This is a genomic window from Staphylococcus sp. HMSC62A08 (assembly GCF_001839105.1).
GTDB lineage: Bacteria > Bacillota > Bacilli > Staphylococcales > Staphylococcaceae > Staphylococcus > Staphylococcus caprae.
Window position 1 is genome coordinate 408,819 of record NZ_KV840039.1, and the last position, 24,811, is coordinate 433,629.

Sequence of the window (24,811 nt, forward strand, 5' to 3'; positions counted from 1 at the left end):
TGCTAAATTATATTTCTGTCCCACTCCCTACATTGTATATATTAATCTACTTTGTGATCAGAACCGAAGAATGATTTAAACATATGGAATGAAGTTTCTCGGTTTAATGCTGCAATTGAAGTTGTTAAAGGAATACCTTTAGGACAAGCATTCACACAGTTTTGAGAGTTACCACATTCTTGTAAACCACCTGTGCTCATTAATGCATCTAAACGTTCATCCTTAGTCATTGAACCAGTTGGATGTAAGTCGAATAGACGTACTTGTGAAATGGCTTGAGCACCTACGAATTTATTATTAGGTGTTACGTTTGGACATACTTCCAAGCAAACACCACAAGTCATACATTTAGATAATTCATATGCTGTTTGACGTTTTTTCTCTGGCATACGTGGTCCTGGTCCTAAATCATAAGTACCATCGATTGGGATCCAAGCTTTCATACGTTTTAAGTTGTCAAACATTCTTGAACGGTCTACTTGTAAGTCACGAATCACTGGGAATGTGCTCATTGGTTCTAAACGAATAGGTTGTTCTAATTGATCAACGATGGCAGAACATGATTGTCTCGCACGACCATTGATTACCATTGAACAAGCACCACATACTTCTTCAAGACAGTTCATATCCCAAGTTACTGGTGTTGTTTTTTCACCTTTTGCATTCACTGGGTTACGTCTGATTTCCATTAAACATGCGATAACATTTAAATTTTCTTTATATGGAATTTCAAATGTTTCTTCGTATGGTTTAGATTCATTATTGTCTTGACGTTTAATAATTAATTTAACCGTTTTTTGTTTAGGTTGTTGATTCTTTTCTTCTGTTTGTTGATTACCTTGAGTGTCTGGAGTATTTTTTACTGATTGTTCAGCCATTATTTTTTACCTCCTTTAGACTTACTAGTGTAATCACGTTTACGTGGTGGGATTAAACTTACATCTACTGGCTCGTAAGTAAATTCAGGTTTTTCAGTTCTACCTTTGTAATGAGCCATTGTAGTTTTTAACCATTCATCATCGTTACGATCTGGGAATTCTGGTTTATAGTGAGCACCACGAGATTCATTACGGTTGTAAGCCCCAATAGTAATAACACGTGCTAATACTAGCATATTCCATAATTGACGCGTGAAGAATACGGCTTGGTTACTCCAAGTTTGTGTATCTTCCATATCGATATCTTCATAGCGTTTCATTAATTCTTGAATTTTCTGATCTGTTTCTAATAATTTATCATTTTCACGTACTACTGTTACGTTGGCTGTCATAATTTCACCTAGTTCACGGTGAAGTTTATACGCATTTTCAGTACCACGCATATTTAACAATTTATCGAATCGTTCTTGTTCTTCTTTTACGCGTTTTTCGTAGATACTTTCATCTAATTCAGTATAAGATGTCTCAATATCTTGAACATATTTGATCGCATTTGGTCCAGCTACAGTACCACCATAAATTGCTGATAGTAATGAGTTGGCACCTAAACGGTTACCACCATGTTGAGAGAAATCACATTCACCAGCTGCGAATAAACCTTTGATATTCGTCATTTGATCATAGTCAACATATAATCCGCCCATTGAGTAGTGAACCGCTGGGAAAATTTTCATTGGTACTTTACGTGGATCGTCACCAGTGAATTTTTCATAAATCTCAATGATACCACCTAATTTAACATCTAATTCATGTGGATCTTTGTGTGATAAATCAAGGTATACCATGTTCTCACCATTGATACCTAATTTTTGGTTAATACATACATCAAAGATTTCACGAGTAGCAATATCACGAGGTACTAAGTTACCGTAATCTGGATATTTCTCTTCTAAGAAGTACCATGGTTTACCATCTTTATATGTCCAAATACGTCCGCCTTCACCACGAGCTGATTCACTCATCAGACGTAATTTGTCATCACCAGGAATAGCTGTTGGGTGGATTTGGATAAACTCACCATTTGCATAAATTGCACCTTGTTGGTAAACAATTGATGCAGCTGAACCTGTATTAATCATTGAGTTCGTTGTTTTACCGAAGATGATACCAGGGCCACCTGTTGCCATGATAACGGCATCAGAACCAAATGATTTAATTTCTGATGTTGTCATATTTTGAGCAACGATACCTCTTGCAGCATCTTCATCATCTTTAACGATACCTAGGAATTCCCAGCCTTCGTATTTCGTTACTAATCCATCTACTTCAAAAGAACGAACTTGTTCGTCAAGTGCATATAATAATTGTTGCCCTGTCGTAGCACCTGCGAATGCTGTTCTGTGGTAAAGCGTACCACCGAAACGTCTAAAGTCTAATAAACCTTCGTTTGTTCTACTGAACATAACGCCCATTCTGTCTAATAAATGGATAATTTTCGGTGCCGCTTCAGCCATCGCTTTTACTGGTGGTTGGTTAGCTAAGAAGTCTCCCCCATAAACAGTGTCATCGAAGTGAATCCACGGAGAATCTCCTTCACCTTTCGTATTAACCGCACCATTGATGCCCCCTTGGGCACAAACAGAGTGCGAACGTTTTACAGGCACTAATGAGAATAAATCTACATGCGCACCTTGTTCTGCCGCTTTAATTGTTGACATCAGACCGGCAAGTCCTCCACCGACAACAATAACTTTTTTCTCTGCCATAGAAATGTCACTCCCCTGATATTATAAATCTAAGACTTAAGTTGAAATGTTTCTAAATTACATAAACGCGATAATAGCTGATACACCGATATATGAAACCACTAAGAATACAATTAATGAAATCCAAGTGAATACACGTTGAGATTTCTTAGATTGTAAAAAGCCCCACGTCACACAGAATGACCATAAACCATTTGCGAAGTGGAATACCACAGCAATAATACAAATGATATAGAAAATTGCCCATAATGGATTTTTCAATGTTTCATGCATCATATTGTAATCTACTGCTTTACCGAAAAATGCTTTCTGTAAGCGTGTTTGCCATAAGTGCATTGCAATAAATACGAACGCTAAAATACCACTAACACGTTGGAAAAAGAACATCCAGTTTCTGAATAAAGAATAATGTCCGATGTTTTCCTTAGCAGTAAATGCAATATGTAGTCCAAATAAACCATGGTATAACAATGGAATGTAGATAAGTACAAATTCTACCACTAAAAGAAATGGTAATGATTCCATAAAACCAGATGCTTTATTGAAAGCTTCTGCGCCTTGTGTTGCTTGATGGTTTACCAATAGGTGAACAATTAAAAATGCACCGATTGGGATAATACCTAATAACGAATGAAGTCGTCTAAGGTAAAATTCGTTTTTTGATTGAGCCAAAAGGAGTCCCCCCTGTGAAACAAATAATTAAATTTGCTAATTCCCCCAAAATTGTATGCAATATGCCCCGAAATTCCATATAAAAGACTAGCAAACATTTACTTCTTTATTTTGTACTTGCACGCCAAAACATCACAAAGAAAGTAAATGAGTTATGAATCCACACACAAGTATTGCTTAAAAAAGTAAAAGGCTAGTGATTTAATAGAATTCTTTAATAAAGATGTGACGACTCATGGCTGTTGTTATCAATACCTAATTGATAACACTTCTCATTTAGAAAACGCTTCCACACAACCTTAAAAAAATTAGCTTTTTGTTAACCATATTGTAACATTATTTCTAGTATTTTTGGGCATGAGAATAATTCTCACACCCATTTTTTTAAATTTTTATTTATTTTGTAGGGCTTGTTGTAGGTTTTTCGCAACTTTTTCTGGTAAATCAGATTTTTTTAAATCATCTAAGCTGGCTTCTTTCATCTTCTTAATAGAGCCAAATGTTCTTAAAAGTGTAGTTTTTCTCTTGGAGCCGATGCCATCTACATCATCCAATACTGATTTGAGTCCAGTTTTTTGTCTTGTTTGTCTATGGAACGTAATTGCAAAACGGTGTACCTCATCTTGTATTCGATGAAGTAAATAAAACGCTTGGCTATTTTTCTTTAATGGAACAACTTCTGCACTTGCACCATAGAGTAATTCTGATGTTTGGTGTTTATCATTCTTCTGGAGACCAGCGACAGGAATATCTAATCCTAATTCATTTTCAAGGACATCCATTACCCCATTCATATGACCTTTACCACCATCAACAATAATTAAATCTGGTAATGGAAGACCTTCATTTAATACACGCGTATATCGACGTCGAACAACTTCGCGCATAGACTTATAATCATCAGGGCCTTCTACTGTTTTAATCTTATATTTACGGTAGCCTTTCTTATCTGGTTTACCATCTACGAATGTAACCATCGCAGAAACTGGATCCACGCCTTGAATATTAGAATTATCAAAAGCTTCTATTCTAATAGGTGTTTGAATTCCCATACGTTCACCTAATTCTTCAATCGCTTTTACTGTGCGAGATTCATCTCTTGCAATTAATTCAAATTTATTCTCTAATTGGACCTCGGCATTATGATTAGCTAAATCAATCATTTCTTTTTTGCTACCACGAGATGGTTGAACAATTTTGGTATCAACCACTGATTTAATAATATCTTTATCAAGATTTTTCGGAACGTGAACTTCTTTCGGAAGGATATGTTGATTGAGACTATAAAATTGACCAATAAATGTATAGAACTCTTCTTCTTCCGTCTGCTGGATGGGTATCATCGTTGCATCGCGTTTAATCATATTTCCCTGTCTGATGAAGAATACTTGGACACACATCCAACCTTTGGACACGCTATAACCAAAGACATCTCTAATCGTATTATCCGTAGACATAATTTTTTGTTTCTTAGTTAAATTATGAATATGTTGAATCATATCACGATACTCTTTCGCTTGTTCGAAATCGAGAGATTCACTCGCTTTAGTCATTTTATCTTCGAGATTATTAATAATGGTTTTATCTTCACCATTTAGAAAGTCCGTAATTTCTTTAGTCATTTGAGCGTACACATTCAAATCAACATCATAGACACAAGGTCCCATACATTGCCCAATATGATAATATAGGCATAATTTATCCGGCATATTATCACATTTTCTAAATGGATAAATACGGTCTAGTAATTTTTTAGTCTCTTGTGCGGAATAAGCATTGGGATAAGGTCCAAAATATTTCCCTGTCCCTTTCTTTACCGTACGAGTCACTATAAGACGCGGATGCTTCTCTTTTGTAATCTTAATAAATGGATAACTTTTATCGTCTTTAAGTAATATATTGTAACGTGGCTGATACTGTTTAATTAAGTTTAGTTCCAATAACAACGACTCTGTTTCACTAGACGTGACGATAAACTCGAAATTTCTTATTTCACTTACGAGTCGGGTTGTTTTAGCATCGTGCGCACCAGTAAAGTAAGAACGTAGTCGGTTTCTTAACTTTTTCGCTTTCCCCACATAAATAACCTGAGCATTTCTATCCTTCATTAAATAGCAACCAGGTTCTAAAGGTACGACATTGAGTTTTTCTTTAATTTTCTTTTGATAATCCTCCAATGGTCTCCTCCTTTCTTTAATTTTTTGAAAATAAATGTTCCAATAACATAATAAAGCTGGAGCATTTACTTAATGAAATGCCCCAGTCTTCAGTCATCTATTTCTTATAGGTGTTTATCTAATACTTCTGCTAAGTTTTCTTTAGGTTGGAAACCTACAACTTTATCAACTGGTTGACCATCTTTAAATACGATTAAAGTTGGAATACTCATTACTTCGTATTTCGCAGCAGTTGATGGGTTTTCATCAACATCTAATTTTAAAATATCAGCTTTACCATCATAGTCCCCAGCTAATTCTTCTAAAACTGGAGCGATCATTTTACAGGGTCCACACCAAGTAGCCCAGAAATCTACTAATTTAACGCCAGATTCAATTTTTGTATCGAAATCAGAATCAGTTACTTTTACGATTGCCATAAATGCCAATCCTCCTTAATTTTTCAATGATGAGCAAATTATAACAGACTTTAAGCGTAACTGCATTGCTATTGCTCAATTAAAGTATTGTTATCGTTTTGCTCTATCATATCATTTTTAATTATCAATAATACTGCGTTCATTGTACGTTATTTTCTCAAAAAATCAAATGCAGTGCTCTCTCAAAATCAACAACACTTTATTTAAGTTCTGCTACAGTAACACCAAATCCACCTTCACTTGGCATACCACCTCTAAAGTTGCTTACACTTTTATGTTTTTTTAAGTGCTGTTGCACACCTTTTTGAAGTGCGCCGGTACCTTTACCATGTATTATATAGACTTGCTCGTAATTACTTAACACTGCTTGATCGAGGTATTGATCCAATTCCGTTAACGCTTCTTCATAACGATAACCTCTTAGATCAAGTTCAGTTTTAATCGTTTGTCTATTTTGACGAGTAACCATTTTCGTCGGTTTTTCTTTTTTCTTCTTCGTTTTCTCTAAATCTTCAATAGGTAATTTCATTTTAATAATACCCATTTGTACTACCGCTTCATCTTCGCCTACGAGTTCTAGCACTTCCCCTTTTTGACCATAGGATAGTACTTTCACTTCATCACCAGCGTTGATCTTATCATATTTCTTCTTCTGAACATTTTGTTTAATTGATTTTTCTTCATATTGTTCATCTAATTGTTTTTTCTTATCAATTAATTCATGTTCTTTAACCTCAGCACCTTTATTATCCCTTAAATCTCTCAATTCTTTAAGAATTGAGTCCGCTTCTTTAGTTGCTGATTTCACGCGTTGATTTGCTTTTTCCTTAGCTTCGTCCATTAATGATTTTTCGTAATTTTGGTATTGCTGATATTGTTTTGATAGTGCATCGTGCGTTTCTTGAGCTTCACGTACAAGTCGATCTAACTCAATTCTTTGTTCATCCACACGTTTAGAATTTCTCTCCAATGATTCAATCATTGAATTGATTTCTTGTTCATCTGTACCAATCATTGTCTTCGCTTTATTAATGATGTTGAGGCTGAGACCTAACTTTTTAGAAATATCGAATGCATTAGAACGTCCAGGTACACCCATCAATAGTTTATAGGTCGGACTTAACGTATCCACATCAAATTCAACACTCGCGTTCATCACACCCTCCCGATTGTAACTATAAGCTTTCAATTCAGGATAATGTGTGGTCGCCATGACAAGTGATCCTAAGTTGCGAACGTAATCGAGTATACTCATTGCTAAGGCAGCACCTTCACTCGGATCTGTTCCAGCTCCTAATTCATCAAATAATATTAAGCTATTTTTATCTGCTTCATGTAAGATCTCGACTATATTTTTCATATGAGAAGAAAATGTTGATAGTGACTGTTCTATCGACTGTTCATCGCCAATATCGCAGTACACATTTTCGAAAACACTTAACTGACTGCCATCTAAAGTAGGTACTAATAACCCTGATTGCGCCATCACAATAATAAGCCCTAGCGTTTTGAGTGTAACTGTTTTACCACCTGTATTCGGTCCAGTAATAATGACCGTTTCCACATCATCAATAAATTCAATCGTGTTCGCAACGACTGTTTCCTTATTTAATAATGGATGAAACGCATTAGGTAAATAAACCGTTCGTTCCTTTTTAAAAGTAGGTTTCGTCCCCTTAATTGAACGTGCATAGCGCGCTTTAGCTGTTAAGAAATCGATTTGGCCCATCACTGATTCAGCAATGAGTAACGCATCAGCCTCTGCAGCTACTTGCCCAGTCAGTTCAGTAAGAATTCGTTCTCGTTCTACCGCCTCATCATTACGTAAACGGCTGATTTGATTATTCATTTCAACTACAGAACTCGGTTCGATGTAAAGTGTCTGTCCAGAAGCTGATTGATCATGAACAATACCATTGAAATCTTGACGATATTCCGCTTTGACAGGAATCACATTGCGATCATTTCTAACTGTTACAATCGCATCAGATAATTTCTTTTGATTACTTTGACTTTTAACAATACGGTCTAAATTTTGACGAATACGTTGATTTGTACTAGAAATTTTACTTCTAATTCCCTGTAATGCATAACTTGCATGATCAAATAAATCATAAGTGTCGCATTTATCTTTAATTTCTTGGAATAAATCACTCAATATAGGGAGCTGATTCATTTTTTCATCTAAAATAGGATACTTTACTTCTTCATCTTCTTCTAAAAGTTGGTTATAGAATGTCTTGAATTGATTTTGTACTTGTATTAATCGTTTAATCACATTGAGTTCTGTGACATTCAGTACTCCACCAATATTCGCTCTATGAATGAGTGGTGAGACCTTTGCTAGGCCACTCAAACTTGGTAAACGATGTTTATTGTAGATTTGAGAAATTTCATCGGTTTCATTAATTTGAAATTCTACCGTATCAAAATCTGTCGCCGGAGCCATTTGCTCTACCTTTTCACGACCTAAATCACTTATCGTTTCCTCAACGACGAATGATTTAATTTTATCGAATTCCAAGACATCTAATGTTTTCTGTCTCATGCAATCCCTCTATTTCTTCAATTTAATATTATTTTCAATGAATGATTTAAACGCTTCTCGTGATAACGTATTAATCACTCTATCTTTTTTAACAAAACCTTTTTGTGCAGTCGCAACCCCATATTTCATAAATTCCAAATGATTCGTATGATGGGCATCCGTATTGATAGTTAACTTCACATTTGGGTATTTACGTACCGTTTCAGCATTGAGATCTAAACGCTTAGGGTTCGCATTTATTTCTAAAATGGTATGAGTTTCCTCAGCAAGTTGCATCAATTTCTCTATATTAGGTTCATAACCAGGACGTCGTCCAATAATTCGGCCTGTTGGATGAGCGATATGACGAACATATGGATTTCTACATGCCGTTTCTAATCGTTTCATAATTTCTTCTTCAGATTGATTAAAACTTTGGTGAATCGCGGCAATAACATAATCAAGTTGTTTTAGAACGTCATCTTCATAATCTAATGAACCATCTGGCAAAATATCCATTTCCGTACCAGAATATATATCAATGTCTTTATATTCTTCATTTAACTTTTTAATTTCTTCATTTTGGCGTAGAAGACGCTCAACCTGTAATCCATTTGCAACTTTTAAACTTTGAGAGTGGTCTGTAATAACCATAAACTGATAACCTTTAGCTATATTTGCCTCAATCATATCTCTAATTGAAAAAGCACCATCACTATAGGTTGTATGCATATGAATATCACCATTAATATCATTTAATTGAATGATATCGCTTAAATCTTTATCAAATTCACTACCATCTTCACGCATCGCTGGTGCAATCCAATTCACATTAAAGTGTTGATATATTTCTTCCTCACTCTGGTACTGTAATAAATTTCCATCCGCTTGTTCAATTCCGTATTCACTTACTTTTTCATTACGTTCCTTAGCTAATTGACGGATACGGATATTGTGATCTTTTGAACCAGTGAAATGTTGAAGCGTATGATAAAAAGCTTCAGGTTCTATCAATCTGAAGTCTACACCAATCGTCTCATCGTCATATGATAACTCTAAAGACACCTTCGTATCTCCTACCGCCACTTCTTTTATTTTATTTGGGATTTCAAGCAGTTGTTGTACCTTTTCCGGAGCGCGCGTGCTAATAATAAAATCTAAATCTTTACTCATTTCTTTATAACGTCTAAAACTACCCGCTGAAGAATAATTATCAACATCATCCAATTGTTTAATAAATTCAATGATTTCATTGTTTAATCCTCTCATTTGGTCAATCGGGTAGCGTTCTTTTTTAGCCCCCAGAGCTTTAGCCGCTTCTAAAATATTTTGTTCTGTTTTCTTAGCGAATCCACTTAATTCACTTACTTTTCCCTCTTCACAAGCCTTTTGTAAACTTGCTTTATCAGTAATATGAAGCTCTTTATATAATTTAGCTATTTTCTTACTACCTAAGCCTTGAATCTTCAATAACGGGACTAAACCTTCAGGCACTTCCTTTTGTAGTTCTTCTAGAGCTGTAGATTGACCTGTTTCTCTATATTCATTAATAACGTCCCCCACGCCTTTACCAATACCTTTAAGCTCTGTAACATCCTCAATTTCATCCAGTGGACGCTCATCAATTTCTAAACTTTGTGCTGCCTTTCTATATGCAGATACTTTAAAGGTATTTTCACCTTTTAATTCCATATAAGTTGCTATTTTCTCTAATAATTGAATTACATCTTTTTTAGTCATATACATCTCTCCATAAAAAGAAGACCAGGACACAACATCAAAGTTCGCTCTTGTCCTGACCTCATATCATAGTTTATAAATTTAAAATAAAATGCGATACAAACGGCATATTTAAAATCCATCGTTTACATAATAGTGATTGTGAAATTTGGTTCTGTATAAACGTATCTGGATACAGAGAAATTAAATAAAGTCCAATTTGAATGACAATCAAACTCATTAATATCCCTAAGATCACACCCATTATACGACTTACTAAATGTAGTTTCTTATACGCCACTATCTTATCAAATGTAACAATAATTAGATACAAAATAAGCTTGACCAAAATCACTAATAAAATAAAAGCGACGATATTTTCAAACCTTTGTTGCAATGAATTAAAATGAATTGCATACTCTGTATCGTAGGCAACTGTTTTAGGAAACGGTAAAAAAACAATCAGCCTCTTTGCAATAGGTTGATAGAATTGATATGCAATCCATAATGATACAATTGAAGAAATAAAATGTAATGTCGACAACCAAATGCCTCTTCGAAAACCAATCACCATGAAATAAGCAATGATGATAATAACGATGAAATCAAAAATCATCTATTCTTCACTTTGTTTTAATTGATTGATTTCTTGTTGTAATCGACGATTTTCTTCTTCTAGTAAAACCTTTTCATGCATAATATTTACTGCTGTTAAAATCGATTTGCGTGTTGTATCTAAGCCTGCTGATTTTTGACCTAACTCTTGCATCTTCTCATCTACAAGATGTGCAACATAACGGATATGTTCAGGACTATCTTCGCCAATAATTGTGAAATGTTTATCGTTAATCGTAACATTTATTCTATTTTTAAATTCACCCATATTTAATTGCTCCTGACCTTATATTTAAATGATTTTAACTTTCTTTAGTTGACTTCTCAAAGAGGTTCGAACATCACCGTTTATCATGACCTCATATGAGATATGTACTTTTTTACTTATCAACACACATTATACATGAGAGTATTTAATTATGTAAGTAGCTGTTAACAAAACATTGAAACGACCAACTCGTGTTGATGATGTAATCTAAAATTAAGTTGTTTGGCTTAAATGTTTTCATTAGTAAAATTTGATAAAATGTAGAAATACGTAGTTAAAAGTGAGGATTGAAAAATGGGAAATGTCGTTCATAAATTAACACAAAACGAAATTCAAAATTTAATGTCTAAAATACAATTTGAAACGAGCAATTTGCCTCAAGGAATGAAAGCAAGAACGAAACATCAAAACACAACGATTAACATTTATAACTCAGGTAAAGTGATGTTTCAGGGGAAAAGTGCTGAAACAGTAGCGCTACAATTGTTGCCAAATGACGCTTCAGCTACTCCGACAGCTTCAACTAAGCCATCAACTAACGTTTCATCTACTATTAAATACAATACACATAATTGCATTGGCAGTGACGAAGCCGGTAGTGGCGATTACTTTGGGCCTTTAACTGTCTGTGCTGCCTATGTTTCAGAAAAAAACGCTCAAGTATTAAAGACACTTGGTGTCGATGATTCGAAAAAATTAACCGATACTAAAATTGTAGAAATTGCAGAGCAATTAATTACATTTATTCCTCACTCATTGCTTACACTTGATAACGTTAAATATAACGAACGTCAAAAAATGGGCTGGTCACAAGTTAAAATGAAAGCAGTTCTACATAATGAAGCAATTAAAAATGTTACTCAAAAAATTGAAATCGAAGACTTAGATTATATCGTTATTGACCAATTTGCTAAACGAGAAGTGTATCAACATTATGCTCTATCTGAACTACCGTTTCCTAAAAAGACTAAGTTCGAGACGAAAGGTGAATCTAAATCTTTAGCTATTGCAGCCGCAAGTATTATTTCTCGCTATGCTTTCGTAAAACATATGGATCATATCACACGCCAAATTAAAATGGACGTTCCAAAAGGCGCAAGTAATAAAGTAGATTTATTTGCAGCAAAGGTCATACAAAAGTATGGAATCGGTCAACTAGATGCCATTTCTAAAAAGCATTTTAAAAATCGAGACAAAGCACTCGCTTTAATTGATAAAAAATATAATTAAACAGATAAAAGCTGAGATATCACTCGATATCTCAGCTTTTTAACATATTGGCAGTGATAACTGAACTGAAAGTGCACTTATATCATGCTTCTTTCAATTCTAGTCATTACGCTCCAATTATCTAATTGTTGCACCTTGTTGTTGAAGTGCTTCTAAAATTTTATCGTGTACAGCAGTGACACGTTCATCTGTAAGTGTATTTTCTGTATCTAAATAACTCAATCTAATCGCAACTGATTTCTTACCTTCTTCTAAATGTTCACCTTCGTAAACATCAAATACCAACGTATCATCTAAGATATCTTCACCATTTTCATGAATTGTAGATAATAATTCAGATGCTGGGACTTCATGATTCACTTCTAAGGCAATATCTCGAGTGACACCTGGGAATCTAGGAATATGTTCATAATTGATATAGCCTACAGAAACGTTCATTATTGCATCGTAGTTAAGTTCAAACACATACGTACGTTTTAAATCATTGTCTGCCGCTAATGTTGGATGCAATTCCCCGATAAATCCAATATCCTCGCCATTTAAAGAGACGATGGCAGTTCTACCTGGATGTAATCCATTGATTTGACCTGCGCGATAATCAAATTTGAGGTTTAGTTTTTCAGCAACACGGTCCACGACACCTTTGGCTAAGTAGAAATCAACAGTTTCTTTCTTACCTTGCCAAGCATGATTCACATATTGACCTGTTAAGATACCACTTAAGTATTCTACTTCATCAGGTAATTCTCCTTCTCCATTACCAAAGAAGACACGGCCAATTTCATATAATTTTACGTCTGTATTTTTACGAGCAACATTATATGCTACAGCTTCAATTAAATGTGGTAAAAGACTTTGTCTCAAGGTAGAATGCACTTCACTCATTGGCATCAATAGTTCTATAGTTGAACGATCTTGTAATGCAAAATCTTTAGCATGGTCTTTAGATACTAATGAATATGTGATGGCTTGATCAAGACCCGCACCTTCTAATGTGTCTTTAACAGTACGTGTTTTATACTGACGGTCCGTAAGAGATCCACTCGTTACATCATCGAAGACTGGAAGTGTAGACGGAATATTATCGTAACCGTAAATACGTGCAACTTCCTCAATTAAATCTTCTTTAATTGAGATATCTTTACGACGTGACGGCACATTCACTATCAATTGACCATCTTTATTTTCAGTTTCAAAACCGAGTTGTTCAAAGATATTAACAATATCTTCATCACTTAGGCTAAATCCAATTGTTTGATTAACCTTGTCAGCAGTAATTTCAATTGGAGTAACAAATGAACCTAAATCACCAGCTGATACTCTATCGCTTAGGACTGTACCAGAAGCATACGTTTCTAGTAAATAACAAGCTCTGTCTACAGCTTCATCTACAAATTCTGTTGCTATACCTTTTTCAAAGCGACTTGAAGATTCGCTTCTTAAATTTAAACGACGTGATGTATGACGAATTGATACTGGGTCAAAAATGGCACCTTCTACTACTACATTACGTGTTTGGTCCGTTACTTCAGAGAAGTCTCCGCCCATTACACCACCTAAAGCAATGGGTTCACGACCATTAGTAATTACGATGTCCGTATTTAGAAGTTGACGCTCTACATCATCTAACGTTGTCATCTTCTCATCTTCATTCGCTTGTCGTACTTCAATCATTTTTGAACCGATTTGATCTTGGTCAAACATATGAAGAGGTTGACCATATTCTAATAATACATAATTAGAAATATCTACTACATTATTAATTGGTCGAATGCCCGCTTTCATTAAACGTGCTTGCATCCAGATTGGTGATGGTGCAATTGTGACATCATGAACAACTCTTGCACTATAATAAGGTACTTTGTCCTCATTTTTAACGGAAACTGATAATTCATCTTTCGCAGAAATACTTCTTTCTTGACTAGAAGTTTGAGGTTTCTTCATGTCCGTTTGATATAATGCAGCAACTTCATATGCTGTACCTACCATGCTTAACGCATCCGCACGGTTAGGTGTTAAATCAAATTCCATGACTTGATCATTAAGATATAACGCTTCAAGTGCATCTGTGCCTGGTGTGACTTCTGTAGGGAAGGCGAAAATGCCATTTTCAAATGCTTTCGGTGTCACATGACTTGAAATACCTATTTCTTGTAAAGAACAAATCATACCTTCAGAACGTTCGCCACGTAACTTCGCTCGTTTAATTTTAACGCCACCTGGTAAACGGCCACCTACTTTTGCGACAATCACATATTGACCTTCGTCAACATTTGGCGCACCACATACGATTTGAACTGGCTCCTCCTCGCCTAAATCAACCTGGCAAATATTTAATTTGTCGGCATCTGGGTGTGGGGATTTTGAAACGACATGACCGACAACTAAATTTTTAATATCTTTTGTATAATCAATAATATCGTCTACTTCGATACCAGTTCTTGTAATTTTTTCAGCTAAATCTTGAACTGATTGGTTTACATCTACGTAATCTTTTAACCATTCATTTGAAATCAACATTACTGGTCACCTCTATCTTCTACTGCTTTAAATTGATCTAAGAAACGTACATCATTTGTGTAGAAATGACGAATATCTTCAATACCATATTTCAACATTGCAATACGATCTGGACCCATACCGAAAGCAAATCCTGAATATTCATTAGAATCAAATCCTGCCATTTCGAGTACATTAGGGTGTACCATTCCTGCACCTAAAATTTCAATCCAACCGGTATGCTTACATACGTTACATCCTTTACCTTTACATTTAAAACAAGAAATATCTACTTCAACAGAAGGTTCTGTGAATGGGAAATAACTTGGACGCAAACGAATTTCACGTTCTGGACCAAAAAGTTTTTTCGCAAGTAGGTCTAATGTCCCTTTCAAGTCACTCATTTTAATATTTTTATCGACGACTAATCCTTCAATTTGTGTAAATTGGTGACTATGCGTCGCATCATCTGAGTCACGGCGATACACTTTACCAGGACAAATAATTTTAACCGGACCTTTGCCTTCACGTTTTTCCATTGTTCTCGCTTGAACTGGGGACGTATGTGTACGCATTAAAATTTCTTCAGTAATATAAAAACTGTCTTGCATATCTCTTGCAGGATGAGATTTAGGCAAATTCAAAGCTTCAAAATTGTAATAATCTTGTTCAACTTCATAACCATCAACAATTTCATAACCTAAACCTAGGAATAAATCTTCAATTTCTTCGACCGTTCTTGTTAACGGATGTTTAGAACCAATTTCAATATGTCGACTAGGTAAAGTCACATCAATAGTTTCTTCTGCAAGTTGTTGATTTAATTTTTCTTCTTTAAGTATATTTTGTCTTTCATCTAATTCATTTTGAATCGTTTGACGTAGTTCATTCACTTTTTGTCCGTAAGCAGGCTTTTCTTCATTAGGTAAATCCTTCATATTCTTCATTAATCCACTTACAGAACCCTTTTTACCTAAATACTTAACCTTCACATCTTGTAATGCACGTTCATCATTAGCTTCATTAATATCGACAAGCGCTTGTTGTTTTAACTCAGCCATCGTATCATTTTGAGTCATGACCAAACTCCTCCTTTTTAAATGCCACTTTTCAATTTTGATTTCGGAAAATAAAACATTCAAACTTCAACATCAAAAAAAGCTTCCACCCCAAATCACACTGGGACGAAAGCTTTCCGTGGTACCACCCAAATTTATGCATAAGCATACACTTGTAAATCTATTGATAACGGAATGACAATTCCGACTTAAATTTCTTTAAGTAACCAAAAAGATGAAAAAAATTATTTCAGGTTGGAATAACTTTCAGTCGCGGTCATTCTCCCTTGGCAACCCTTTAAATAATTTACGTCTTTTTATTGGCAGTTCATTTAGTTGTTTAAGTGATGTTTAAATTGATAATGATTGCTTTAATTCTTATAAATTTCATTCATTATTATAGCCGAACTTTGAACATAGGGTCAACCTTTCAACTGATATAACAATATACTTCCAGCAATAGCTACATTTAAACTTTCCGCTTTACCGTAAATTGGAATAATTAAATTTTTCGTTGTTTGTTGTAACAATTCCTGATTAACCCCTTCGTCTTCATTGCCTAATAGCAAAGCGAAAGTTGATTGAGCTTCTATTTCTTTAAAGCTCACCGCATTTTCAAGTGCAGTACCGTAAACTGGCCCATCAAAATTGTTCATGTAGTTCGCCAAATCTTCCGTTACAACTGGAATATGGAAGATGCTTCCTTGACTTGCACGCATGACTTTATCTTGATAAGGATCAGCAGTGCCCTTTTCCATTACAATTAAATCTAAACCTGCAGCATCAGCCGTACGAATGAGCGTGCCTAAGTTACCTGGATCTTGAATACGATCAATTAATAACACTTGTTGTGCTTTCGATACATCATATTGTGGTTTGTCAATTACTGCAAAGAAACCTTGTGGCGTAACAGTACCTGAGAGCGCCTCAGCAACTTTCATATTAATTTCATATGTTTCATTCGCATAGTTTAAAAGCGCCTCATCAGTTCTATCTGGTTCTATAACAAATAATTGTTGAATCGTAATGCCGCTTTGCTGAGCCTCTTCAATAAGATGAATACCTTCAATCAAAGCCTTTCCTGTTTTATCACGGTCGCGTTTCTTTTTTAATTTATTGGCATTTTTTATTTTATTATTTTGAGCAGACGTAATTTGTTCCATTATATAGATTCTCCAACTCTTAAAGTGATGTATATATTGTAATTCAATTTGAGCGGATTTCAAACCTTACATTCATTCTATTATCAACTCAATGGTAAAAAATAAAAGCAAATCGGGAGCCTATTCAATTGGAATGACTGCATCGACTTGCTTCATAGGATTGCATTTAATATTTTGTAAATAAATGTGTGTAATTTATACTACAACTTGAACTATACACATACTTATTTAAATGATTACTTAAAATATTGATACCCTATATCGTATTTTTTTACGACATTTTCAAGAATTGGACTCGTAGCATCTGCAGATTGATGACGCACATTTTTGTGTGCTTTCTTGAATACGTCAGATTTCAACCAGTCTGTAAATGCTTGTTCAGATTCCCATAAAGTTAAGATTTTCACTTCATCAAAGTCGTCTTGTTCTTGAGTTTTTGTAACGAACATTCCTTTGAAACCTTCTAATGTTTCAATGCCATGCCTCGTGTAGAATCTTTCTATAATACCAGTTGCTGTCCCTTTGTCTAATTTTAATTTGTTTTCTGCCATAAATTTCATGATGTTTTCCTCTTTTCTGTTAATTTATTTTGACTAATTTTGCGACCACAACGATTCTTCCAGATGTTTGATTATAAGCATCCTCACATGTTGATAAGGTCACTAACTTATCTTGATTACTGACTTCAACATGAGATTGAATCACTGATTTTTGTTTTGTTTTATTTATAAATTGTTGAAACTCTGAGCTTGATGCGAAATCTGTTTGAATATAGTTATCTTTGGTCGTAGTTTGATACACACTAAATACTTGTAGCTTATATTTACCATATTTCGTATCATATTGAATGTCTTGATGACGATGATAATATTCTTGTTTTAAATATTTTTCTAGAACATCAAACATCGTGTCATCACCCATATGATGACCATAAATAATTGTATTTAAGTTTGGATTCTTCACAGAATTCCTATAATCCATGAAAATACTACCCTTACGACTCTTATCATCTTCGAAATCCTGCCTCAAATATTCATGATTTGTTTTACCTTGTAGCACAGGATAATTTAACGTAGTCCCTTTAAGCTGAATCCAACCTACAATATCTTTATTAATTGCTTCTAATTTATTAAATTGAGGTCTTGTTTCACTTTTAGAAGTTAAAGACTCAAATTGAAATTCCTTCTGAAGTTCAGCGTAGCGCTTAGCTGAAGCCTTATCTTCAAGATACATTTTCACTAATTGATAACTAAAAACAATGATGACGACAATTAATATGATTTGAACGATTCTTATGATTTTAGTCACTTGATGGTGTCACCCTTTTTCTACAAATAATCATGCCACATTCATCATCCTGAATAATTTTAGCGTCTATTTGGTACATTTCTTTTAAAATCTTTTCATTAATTACTTGGATTGGTTTACCTTGTGCAAGCACACCATCGGTACTCAAACATATGACTTCATCACTGTACTCAATCGCTTGATTAATATCATGAAGTACCATAATAAATGTAATGTTATAGCGTTCCTTCAAAAGTCGAATTGTATCTAAAACTTGATATTGATAATGAATATCTAAATACGTCGTTGGTTCATCTAGTAATATGTATTGTGGCTCCTGAACGAGAGCTGTAGCCAGAAATACTCTTTGAGCTTCTCCACCTGACAAAGTAATTAACTTTTTATGTTGTAGATGTTCCAAATTTAATTGTTGAATAGTATATTGAATAATCCTTTCTTTATGTTGATCTCTATTCAACACACTTCCATAACTATAACGACCTAATTCAATATATTCTCTCACTGTAAAACCTTCAGGAATTTTCATCGTTTGGTGAACCGTTGCGAGTTCATGTGCCAACGCCTTTTTACTAAACTTTTTCAAATCCTGTTGATTGAGATAGATTACTCCAGATGAAGGTTTCAAATTACGAGAAAGTAATTTCAATAATGTTGATTTACCGCAACCGTTGGGGCCTATAATTGAAGTGATGGCATTTGAGCTAAATGTTAATGAAAGATTTTTAATGATTTCCGATTCATTCTTATATTGAAAATGAAGTCCCTCAGTATGCATCATTAACCGCTCCTTTACAAATGAGATAAATTAATACAGGACCTCCAATTAACATCATGATGACATTAGCCGGTATTTCAAGAGGCGGATGAATCGTTCTACCTAGTAAATCGGTCATTACTACAAACCATGCGCCTATAATTATGGATAGTGGAAGGACTTGCTTATAATTTGCGCCTATAAGTTTCCTTACAATATGAGGAATGATTAAACCCACAAATGCAAGTGGACCGACAATCGCAGACGATGCGCTTGCTAGAAATACTGCAACCATTCCAACTATTAATCGATATTTCGTAATATGGAAACCTAAATTATTCGCTTGTTTCTCCTCTAAAGCTAATAAATTTACCTTAGACATTAAAATGATTGTCATTGCTAAACCTATCACTGCTGAAAGCACAATCATTTTGACATCATTCCATGTTTTCATAGTGAAACCTTGAGGCATTTTCAAAAATGGATTCTGAGCAAATAAATCTAACAAACCAGTTAACATTGCAAACATGGCTACCCCAATCAATATCATTCGTGTCGGTAGCAGTTTAAACTTAACACTTAAAATGAACAACATTAAAAATGGTAGCATCCCTCCAACAAAACTAAGTAAAGGAATATAGAAAAAGAGTTGCGGTGCAAGTAATAATAAAATCGTTCTCGCTACCAAAGCTCCGGAAGATACTCCGAGTAGTTGCGCTTCAGCCAAAGGGTTCTGTAATACTGCTTGTAGTAAAGCTCCGGAAGCTGACAACATGGCTCCTACACATAAGGCAATCAATATTCTAGGTAATCTTAAATCTATAATGGTATCTATATTCGATGCTTCCCCAGTTGAAAGCTTCTGAAGTATGTCTTTAAAATGGATTGGTATCGTTCCTATTACAAACGAAATATAGATGGTAATACAAAGTAAGATAAGTGAAATAATAACTAATATTCTAGGATGTTGTTGAAACATTATTTATCTCCATTACTTTTTATAAAATAGATTATAGAGTTGTGTCATGGCATCATCAGCATCTACATTCGCAGTGATGCCAAATGGAATTTCTTCCAAATCATAGACTTGGTTGTTCTTTACAGCTTTAAAGTGTTTCCAAATATCATTTTGTTTAAATTCTTTCTGGAACATTTTTTTAACTTCATCGGGCATACCATGTGGGAGTCTCAATATGATATCTGGATTGACGTTAACAAGGTGCTCTGTATTCGAAGAAATATATTGCTTTGAGTGATCTTGAATGACATTTTCTCCCCCAGCAATTTTTACAAGATCTCCAATATAAGATTGATCTGTGGCTACTAAATAACTTCCTGGAATACCCATAAGTATCAGTACTTTAGGATGTTTCTTCTCTTTCGCAACTTTGCTTTCAATATTTGCCTTTACAGTATTAAGATGATCATTCAATTCTTTAGCTTTTTTCTCTCTATTAAATTGCTTCCCTAATTCAGTTATAGATTTTTCCATCCCATTTAGACTGTCATAATCATAGAAATACCCCTTCATATTCAACTGTTTGTAAAATGGTTTCATCTCATCTTTAATCGTAGAAACACTTAATACATGTGTTGGATTTACTTTTTTAACCGCTTCTACACTCGGTTCCATTGGTTGCCCTACTTCAGGTACATTTTTATATCGTTCTGGTAATTTCTTATATGAAGTTGGTTTACCGACTATAGGCAAATCGAGTTTATCTAGTGTCATTGTTAATGCTACTGTCGTTGGTACGATTCGAAATTCTTTTGTTTGCGCACTCTCTTTCTTTTTATCTTTACCACTAGAGTCACAACCGCTTAGTAAAATGATAAATATTATTAAAGTAGTAATTAACCTGGTTATTTTCATTTTTTAGACTCACTCTTTCTATTAACAAAATATGTAGCTATTAGTACTAATAATGCCAATAAAATTAGTGAACCTAAAATCACATATGTCTTTGTATGAAGTGAAGGTTTCATTTCTTTAAATTCCTTTTTAGGTTGAGGTTTCTTATCGGCATCTCTATTGAAATTAGGATTTGGTTTATCTTTTTTACTTTGAAAAGGATTTAACTGAGTTAGATGACTTGGTTTAGACTTTGCCTGAGTATTTCCAAATGAAGGTGTCATTGGAAAATGATTGTTAGTAGTTATTGCGTTAGAATTACCCGTGCTATCTTTGAACAATTGATGTTGATTTTCGTTCTTTATCGTTTCTTGAGAAATAGGTTTCTTTTGTTTTGAACTTACATTATCTTCTGGAATTAAAGTTTGGTTAGGCAAAACGTCTGAATCTTTCTCAACATTATTATTTTCATCAAATTTTTTACTATTTAAATTGCAATCTTTATCGTCACATGTATTTACTTCGTTTTTATGATTAATTTTCAATTTATCTTTATTAGTCATAACGATATACGTCACGTAATGATGGTCATATTTTAATGAAGGTATATTGATATGGATACGAGACTTTATTTCTTCTTTTATGTCATTGATAGGCATACGTATAGTTATAGTATCTTTGTCTTTATCCTCATCAATTGTAGTTATTTTTAATTCTTTATTTTTTTGATAAAAGTGAAAACTCTGCCACCATTTTCTATTTAGAATCGTTATTTCGAAATAGGTTTTCCCTTCGATATTCACTAAAAATCCAGGATGATCAACATAGTCGTTCATGTGCGAAGGTTCCTTATCATTTTGACGTCGCACATAAAATTGCACAGCTTGTTTCTTTATATCTTTATCATTATGTATTGTGGTATCTGTCTTACCATTTTTTATTTTTCTTTCTATATAAGAATCGGCTGATGATTGAGTCTCATCATCAGCCTTAGCTAGATATGTGTGATTTTCATTTATTAAAGTTACGCATAAAGTCAAAGCGATAATAAAGTTTTCCGCCTTTATACGGCCCCATTGATTCATTATTGGTTACCTTTTTCAACTTAAATGTCATAACTGAAATTGTAATTAATGCAAATAAAGAAACAATTGGAATCAAATATGTATATGTTGGAATTCCACCACTAGTTTGAGGATTTTCTACATTGGATTTATCTTGAACGATATTTGGTGAGCCTGTAGCTCCCGTATCTTTCCCATCAAATTTAAAAGTAATATTGTAATGATGGTCATATTTAAAAGGTTTACCATTTACTGGTTCATCAATATAAACAGAGATTGTACCATTCACTTTACCTGAAGCTTTGCTTACTTCAAATTCTGACGTTCTAATATCTTTACTGGCATCTTTATTAATGATTTTTTCTTTGTGACCATCGATACTCATTCCAGTAATCCAATGACTATGATTGACTGTAATTTGAAGTACCTTTTTACCGTCTTTTTCAATTAATTTTGCTGGCTTTTCAAAATAATCATTCGCCATTGAAGTATCATTCGTATTATATTTGAGAACTTCGAAATTGATTGATTTCCCTTCAGCCGCTTGACTTACATTTGGAACCCAACTAAATAAAAATATAAATAAAACTAGGATAAAACTTAGTGATTTATATGTCACTTTCAATTCAAAAACCTCCATGAGAGTGATGAATGTAAACACTTTCCACTCTAATTCTTGTTAAAAGAATAAATGATAATAGTTATCAATGTCAACAAAAATTTGATAATATTTTTAATTAGTTGTTTAATGCTTGTGAAATATGCTAATATATTGTTTGTCCATTATCATTTGATAATGCTCTATTTCACTCTAATTCTATAACTTCTCAAAACACAACTGAGAGAACTACTTATCAAAGGAGAGAAAAGTTATGAACAAACCTAATCATTTTTCTAACAACACCCCCACAAAGAAAAATCATTACTCAATCAGAAAATTTACAGTTGGTACTGCCTCAATTATTGTAGGTTCATTCTTATTCTTCGGACAAGCACATGCTGAAGAAAATCCTCAAGGTACGACTGGTACTGGTTTCCAAAGAGAAACTGTAGGAACAGTTGAAACAACTGGTCAACCTGCTGCTGGTAATCCTGGAACTGCTACACCTGCTCAAGGCGCTCAAAACGATCAAAATAATCAAGCTGGCGGAGCACAAACAGGTACACCTAATAATGCGCAAGATACTGGTGCACCTGCTCAAGCTAAACCAGAAGCAGGAACAACTCCAGCAGGTAATCAAGCTGAACAAAATGCTGGTACACCTCAAAATAATCAAGCAGACGCTTCAGTAACGCCTGCTCAAAGTGCTGGTCAACAAGGTCAAGGTACACCAGGAGCTGATCAAAACGCTACTACTGGTCAACAAACTGGTACAGCTGCTCAAGGTGCTGATACTAAACCAGGTGAAAATGGTGCTGGAACTGCAGTAACGCCTGCTCCAACAACTGGTAATAACAATCAACAAGATCAAGCCGGAGCAACAGGAGGCACTCCAGCTAAACCTGATACTACTGCAGGTCAAGACACTGCTAAACCAGGTAACACTGACGCAAGTCAAACTCCAGGTAACAACCAACAAGGTCAAGATACTACACAAGCTGGCGCATCAAAACCTGATGCTTCTACTCCAAATACAAATGCTGAAGCTAAACCTACGCCAGGCACACAAGGTCAACAAACAGATCAAAACAATCAAGCTGGCGCTGGTACTACAGTAACGCCTGCCCCTGAAAATAATACTCAAGCTGGTCAAGGTGCAACTGGAACTCCTGCCCAAGGTACTGAAGCTAAACCGGGTAATGACCAAAACGCAGGTACTGGTCAACAAACTGGTACGCCTGCTCAAGGTACTGAAACTAAACCGGGTAATGATCAACAAGGCCAAGGTGCAACAGGAACTGGTACACCTGAAAACACTAAACCAGGTGAAAATGGTGCTGGTACTACAGTAACACCTACTCCAGGTGAAAATGCAGGTCAAACTAAACCAAATGGTCAAGAAAATCAAGAAAAACCAGGTGCACCTGAAACCGATCAAAATGCTGGTACTGGTCAACAAACTGGTACGCCAGACCAAAATAACGCTGGAGACACTACAGTTAAACCACCTACTGCTCCTGATCAAGGTACTGAAGCTAAACCTGATACTCAAACTAAACCTGATGCAACTACACCAGACCAAAATGGTACTGGCGCACCAGGACAAGACGCTGGTACTAAACCTGGTACTACTCCTGACCAAACACCTGGTAATACAGAACAACAAGGTCAAGGCGGTACTCAAACAGGTACAACTACACCTCAACCGGGTACAACACCTGATCAAAACAACCAAGCTGGTGCTGGTACTACTGTAACACCTGCTCCTGAAAATAATACTCAACCTGGTCAAGGTACTGAGACTAAACCAGGTACTGACCAACAAGGTCAAGGTACGCCTGACAACACTAAACCAGGTGAAAATGGTACTGATAATACAGTAACACCTATTCCAGGTGAAAATGCAGGTCAAACTAAACCAGATGGCCAAGAAAAACCAGGTACGCCTGAAACTGATCAAAATGCAGGTACAGGTCAACAAACTGGTAAGCCTGATGAAAATAGCGCTGGGGACACTACAGTCAAACCACCTACTAATCCTGATCAAGGCACTGAAGCTAAACCTGATACTCAAACTAAACCAGGTACTACAACTCCAGATCAACATGACCAATTAGGTGCTGGTGTTAAACCAGGTACAGGTACAGATCAAAATACTCAAGTTAAACCAGATGATGAACATAATGGCCCTGACAACGGCCAAAACGGTCCTGACAACGGTCAAAACGGTCCTAACAACGG

20 protein-coding genes and 1 pseudogene are annotated in these 24,811 nt (G+C 34.9%); 2 read left to right on the forward strand and 19 right to left on the reverse strand.

Annotated elements, in window-relative coordinates; genetic code table 11:
* Nucleotides 1-41: 41 nt before the first annotated feature.
* From sdhB to zapA, 9 genes are all read right to left on the reverse strand, one after another.
* Nucleotides 42-878 (reverse strand): succinate dehydrogenase iron-sulfur subunit, encoded by an 837-nt coding sequence (gene sdhB / locus HMPREF3264_RS07865; protein WP_002442260.1) that lies wholly within the window; start codon nucleotides 876-878, stop codon nucleotides 42-44.
* Nucleotides 878-2,644: a succinate dehydrogenase flavoprotein subunit gene (gene sdhA / locus HMPREF3264_RS07870; RefSeq protein WP_002442258.1), complete on the reverse strand. Its 1,767-nt coding sequence runs from the start codon at nucleotides 2,642-2,644 to the stop codon at nucleotides 878-880. Before sdhA ends, sdhB begins: the two co-directional genes overlap by 1 nt.
* A 57-nt stretch (nucleotides 2,645-2,701) precedes the next feature.
* Nucleotides 2,702-3,316 carry a succinate dehydrogenase cytochrome b558 subunit gene (locus HMPREF3264_RS07875; protein ID WP_002442256.1) on the reverse strand — a complete coding sequence of 205 codons (615 nt, stop codon included), beginning with the start codon at nucleotides 3,314-3,316 and terminating at the stop codon, nucleotides 2,702-2,704.
* Nucleotides 3,317-3,708: 392 nt separating this feature from the next.
* On the reverse strand, nucleotides 3,709-5,493 hold the full coding sequence (uvrC, locus tag HMPREF3264_RS07880; RefSeq protein WP_070872853.1) for an excinuclease ABC subunit UvrC: 1,785 nt from the start codon (nucleotides 5,491-5,493) through the stop codon (nucleotides 3,709-3,711).
* Nucleotides 5,494-5,597: 104 nt separating this feature from the next.
* Nucleotides 5,598-5,912, reverse strand: coding sequence for a thioredoxin (gene trxA / locus HMPREF3264_RS07885; RefSeq protein ID WP_002435174.1), 315 nt, complete (start codon nucleotides 5,910-5,912; stop codon nucleotides 5,598-5,600).
* 199 nt (nucleotides 5,913-6,111) lie between these two features.
* Nucleotides 6,112-8,460: an endonuclease MutS2 gene (locus HMPREF3264_RS07890; protein WP_070872856.1), complete on the reverse strand. Its 2,349-nt coding sequence runs from the start codon at nucleotides 8,458-8,460 to the stop codon at nucleotides 6,112-6,114.
* 9 nt (nucleotides 8,461-8,469) lie between these two features.
* Nucleotides 8,470-10,179 carry a DNA polymerase/3'-5' exonuclease PolX gene (polX, locus tag HMPREF3264_RS07895; RefSeq protein ID WP_070872859.1) on the reverse strand — a complete coding sequence of 570 codons (1,710 nt, stop codon included), beginning with the start codon at nucleotides 10,177-10,179 and terminating at the stop codon, nucleotides 8,470-8,472.
* 73 nt (nucleotides 10,180-10,252) lie between these two features.
* Entirely contained in the window at nucleotides 10,253-10,774 is a 522-nt protein-coding gene (locus tag HMPREF3264_RS07900; protein ID WP_002442248.1) for a CvpA family protein, read from the reverse strand.
* Nucleotides 10,775-11,041 carry a cell division protein ZapA gene (gene zapA, locus HMPREF3264_RS07905; protein WP_002442246.1) on the reverse strand — a complete coding sequence of 89 codons (267 nt, stop codon included), beginning with the start codon at nucleotides 11,039-11,041 and terminating at the stop codon, nucleotides 10,775-10,777.
* Nucleotides 11,042-11,335: 294 nt separating this feature from the next.
* Here zapA and rnhC point away from each other — a divergent pair, with 294 nt between their 5' ends.
* Nucleotides 11,336-12,271, forward strand: a complete 936-nt coding sequence (rnhC, locus tag HMPREF3264_RS07910; RefSeq protein WP_070872861.1) for a ribonuclease HIII — start codon at nucleotides 11,336-11,338, stop codon at nucleotides 12,269-12,271.
* A gap of 117 nt (nucleotides 12,272-12,388) precedes the next feature.
* Here the strand turns inward: rnhC and pheT are convergent, their stop codons facing one another.
* The 10 genes and pseudogenes from pheT to isdC form a co-directional block, all read right to left on the reverse strand.
* Nucleotides 12,389-14,791 carry a phenylalanine--tRNA ligase subunit beta gene (gene pheT / locus HMPREF3264_RS07915; RefSeq protein WP_070872864.1) on the reverse strand — a complete coding sequence of 801 codons (2,403 nt, stop codon included), beginning with the start codon at nucleotides 14,789-14,791 and terminating at the stop codon, nucleotides 12,389-12,391.
* Nucleotides 14,791-15,849, reverse strand: a complete 1,059-nt coding sequence (gene pheS, locus HMPREF3264_RS07920) for a phenylalanine--tRNA ligase subunit alpha (protein WP_002442238.1) — start codon at nucleotides 15,847-15,849, stop codon at nucleotides 14,791-14,793. The genes pheT and pheS overlap by 1 nt, the downstream gene beginning before the upstream one ends.
* Before the next feature lie 401 nt (nucleotides 15,850-16,250).
* The gene (locus HMPREF3264_RS07925; RefSeq protein WP_070872866.1) at nucleotides 16,251-16,991 is read right to left on the reverse strand and encodes a TrmH family RNA methyltransferase; all 741 of its coding nucleotides are present in this window, start codon (nucleotides 16,989-16,991) and stop codon (nucleotides 16,251-16,253) included.
* Between the two features lie 236 nt (nucleotides 16,992-17,227).
* A complete protein-coding gene (locus tag HMPREF3264_RS07930) occupies nucleotides 17,228-17,551 on the reverse strand; it encodes an antibiotic biosynthesis monooxygenase (protein ID WP_070831767.1) in 324 nt (107 codons plus the stop codon).
* Between the two features lie 19 nt (nucleotides 17,552-17,570).
* Nucleotides 17,571-18,299, reverse strand: a complete 729-nt coding sequence (srtB, locus tag HMPREF3264_RS07935; protein ID WP_070872868.1) for a class B sortase — start codon at nucleotides 18,297-18,299, stop codon at nucleotides 17,571-17,573.
* On the reverse strand, nucleotides 18,292-19,074 hold the full coding sequence (locus tag HMPREF3264_RS07940; RefSeq protein WP_070872870.1) for an ABC transporter ATP-binding protein: 783 nt from the start codon (nucleotides 19,072-19,074) through the stop codon (nucleotides 18,292-18,294). Before HMPREF3264_RS07940 ends, srtB begins: the two co-directional genes overlap by 8 nt.
* A complete protein-coding gene (locus HMPREF3264_RS07945) occupies nucleotides 19,064-20,035 on the reverse strand; it encodes a FecCD family ABC transporter permease (protein ID WP_371106827.1) in 972 nt (323 codons plus the stop codon). The genes HMPREF3264_RS07940 and HMPREF3264_RS07945 overlap by 11 nt, the downstream gene beginning before the upstream one ends.
* A gap of 9 nt (nucleotides 20,036-20,044) precedes the next feature.
* The gene (isdE, locus tag HMPREF3264_RS07950) at nucleotides 20,045-20,926 is read right to left on the reverse strand and encodes a heme ABC transporter substrate-binding protein IsdE (protein ID WP_070872879.1); all 882 of its coding nucleotides are present in this window, start codon (nucleotides 20,924-20,926) and stop codon (nucleotides 20,045-20,047) included.
* On the reverse strand, nucleotides 20,923-21,990 hold the full coding sequence (locus tag HMPREF3264_RS07955; protein ID WP_070872881.1) for an NEAT domain-containing protein: 1,068 nt from the start codon (nucleotides 21,988-21,990) through the stop codon (nucleotides 20,923-20,925). Before HMPREF3264_RS07955 ends, isdE begins: the two co-directional genes overlap by 4 nt.
* A 10-nt stretch (nucleotides 21,991-22,000) precedes the next feature.
* Nucleotides 22,001-22,594 (reverse strand): annotated as a pseudogene (gene isdC / locus HMPREF3264_RS07960) (heme uptake protein IsdC); the annotation flags it as partial.
* Between the two features lie 247 nt (nucleotides 22,595-22,841).
* On the opposite strand from isdC, the gene HMPREF3264_RS07965 reads away from it, so the two are divergent.
* Nucleotides 22,842-24,811: YSIRK-type signal peptide-containing protein (locus HMPREF3264_RS07965; protein ID WP_070872884.1), on the forward strand; the 1,970-nt coding region annotated here is incomplete at its 3' end.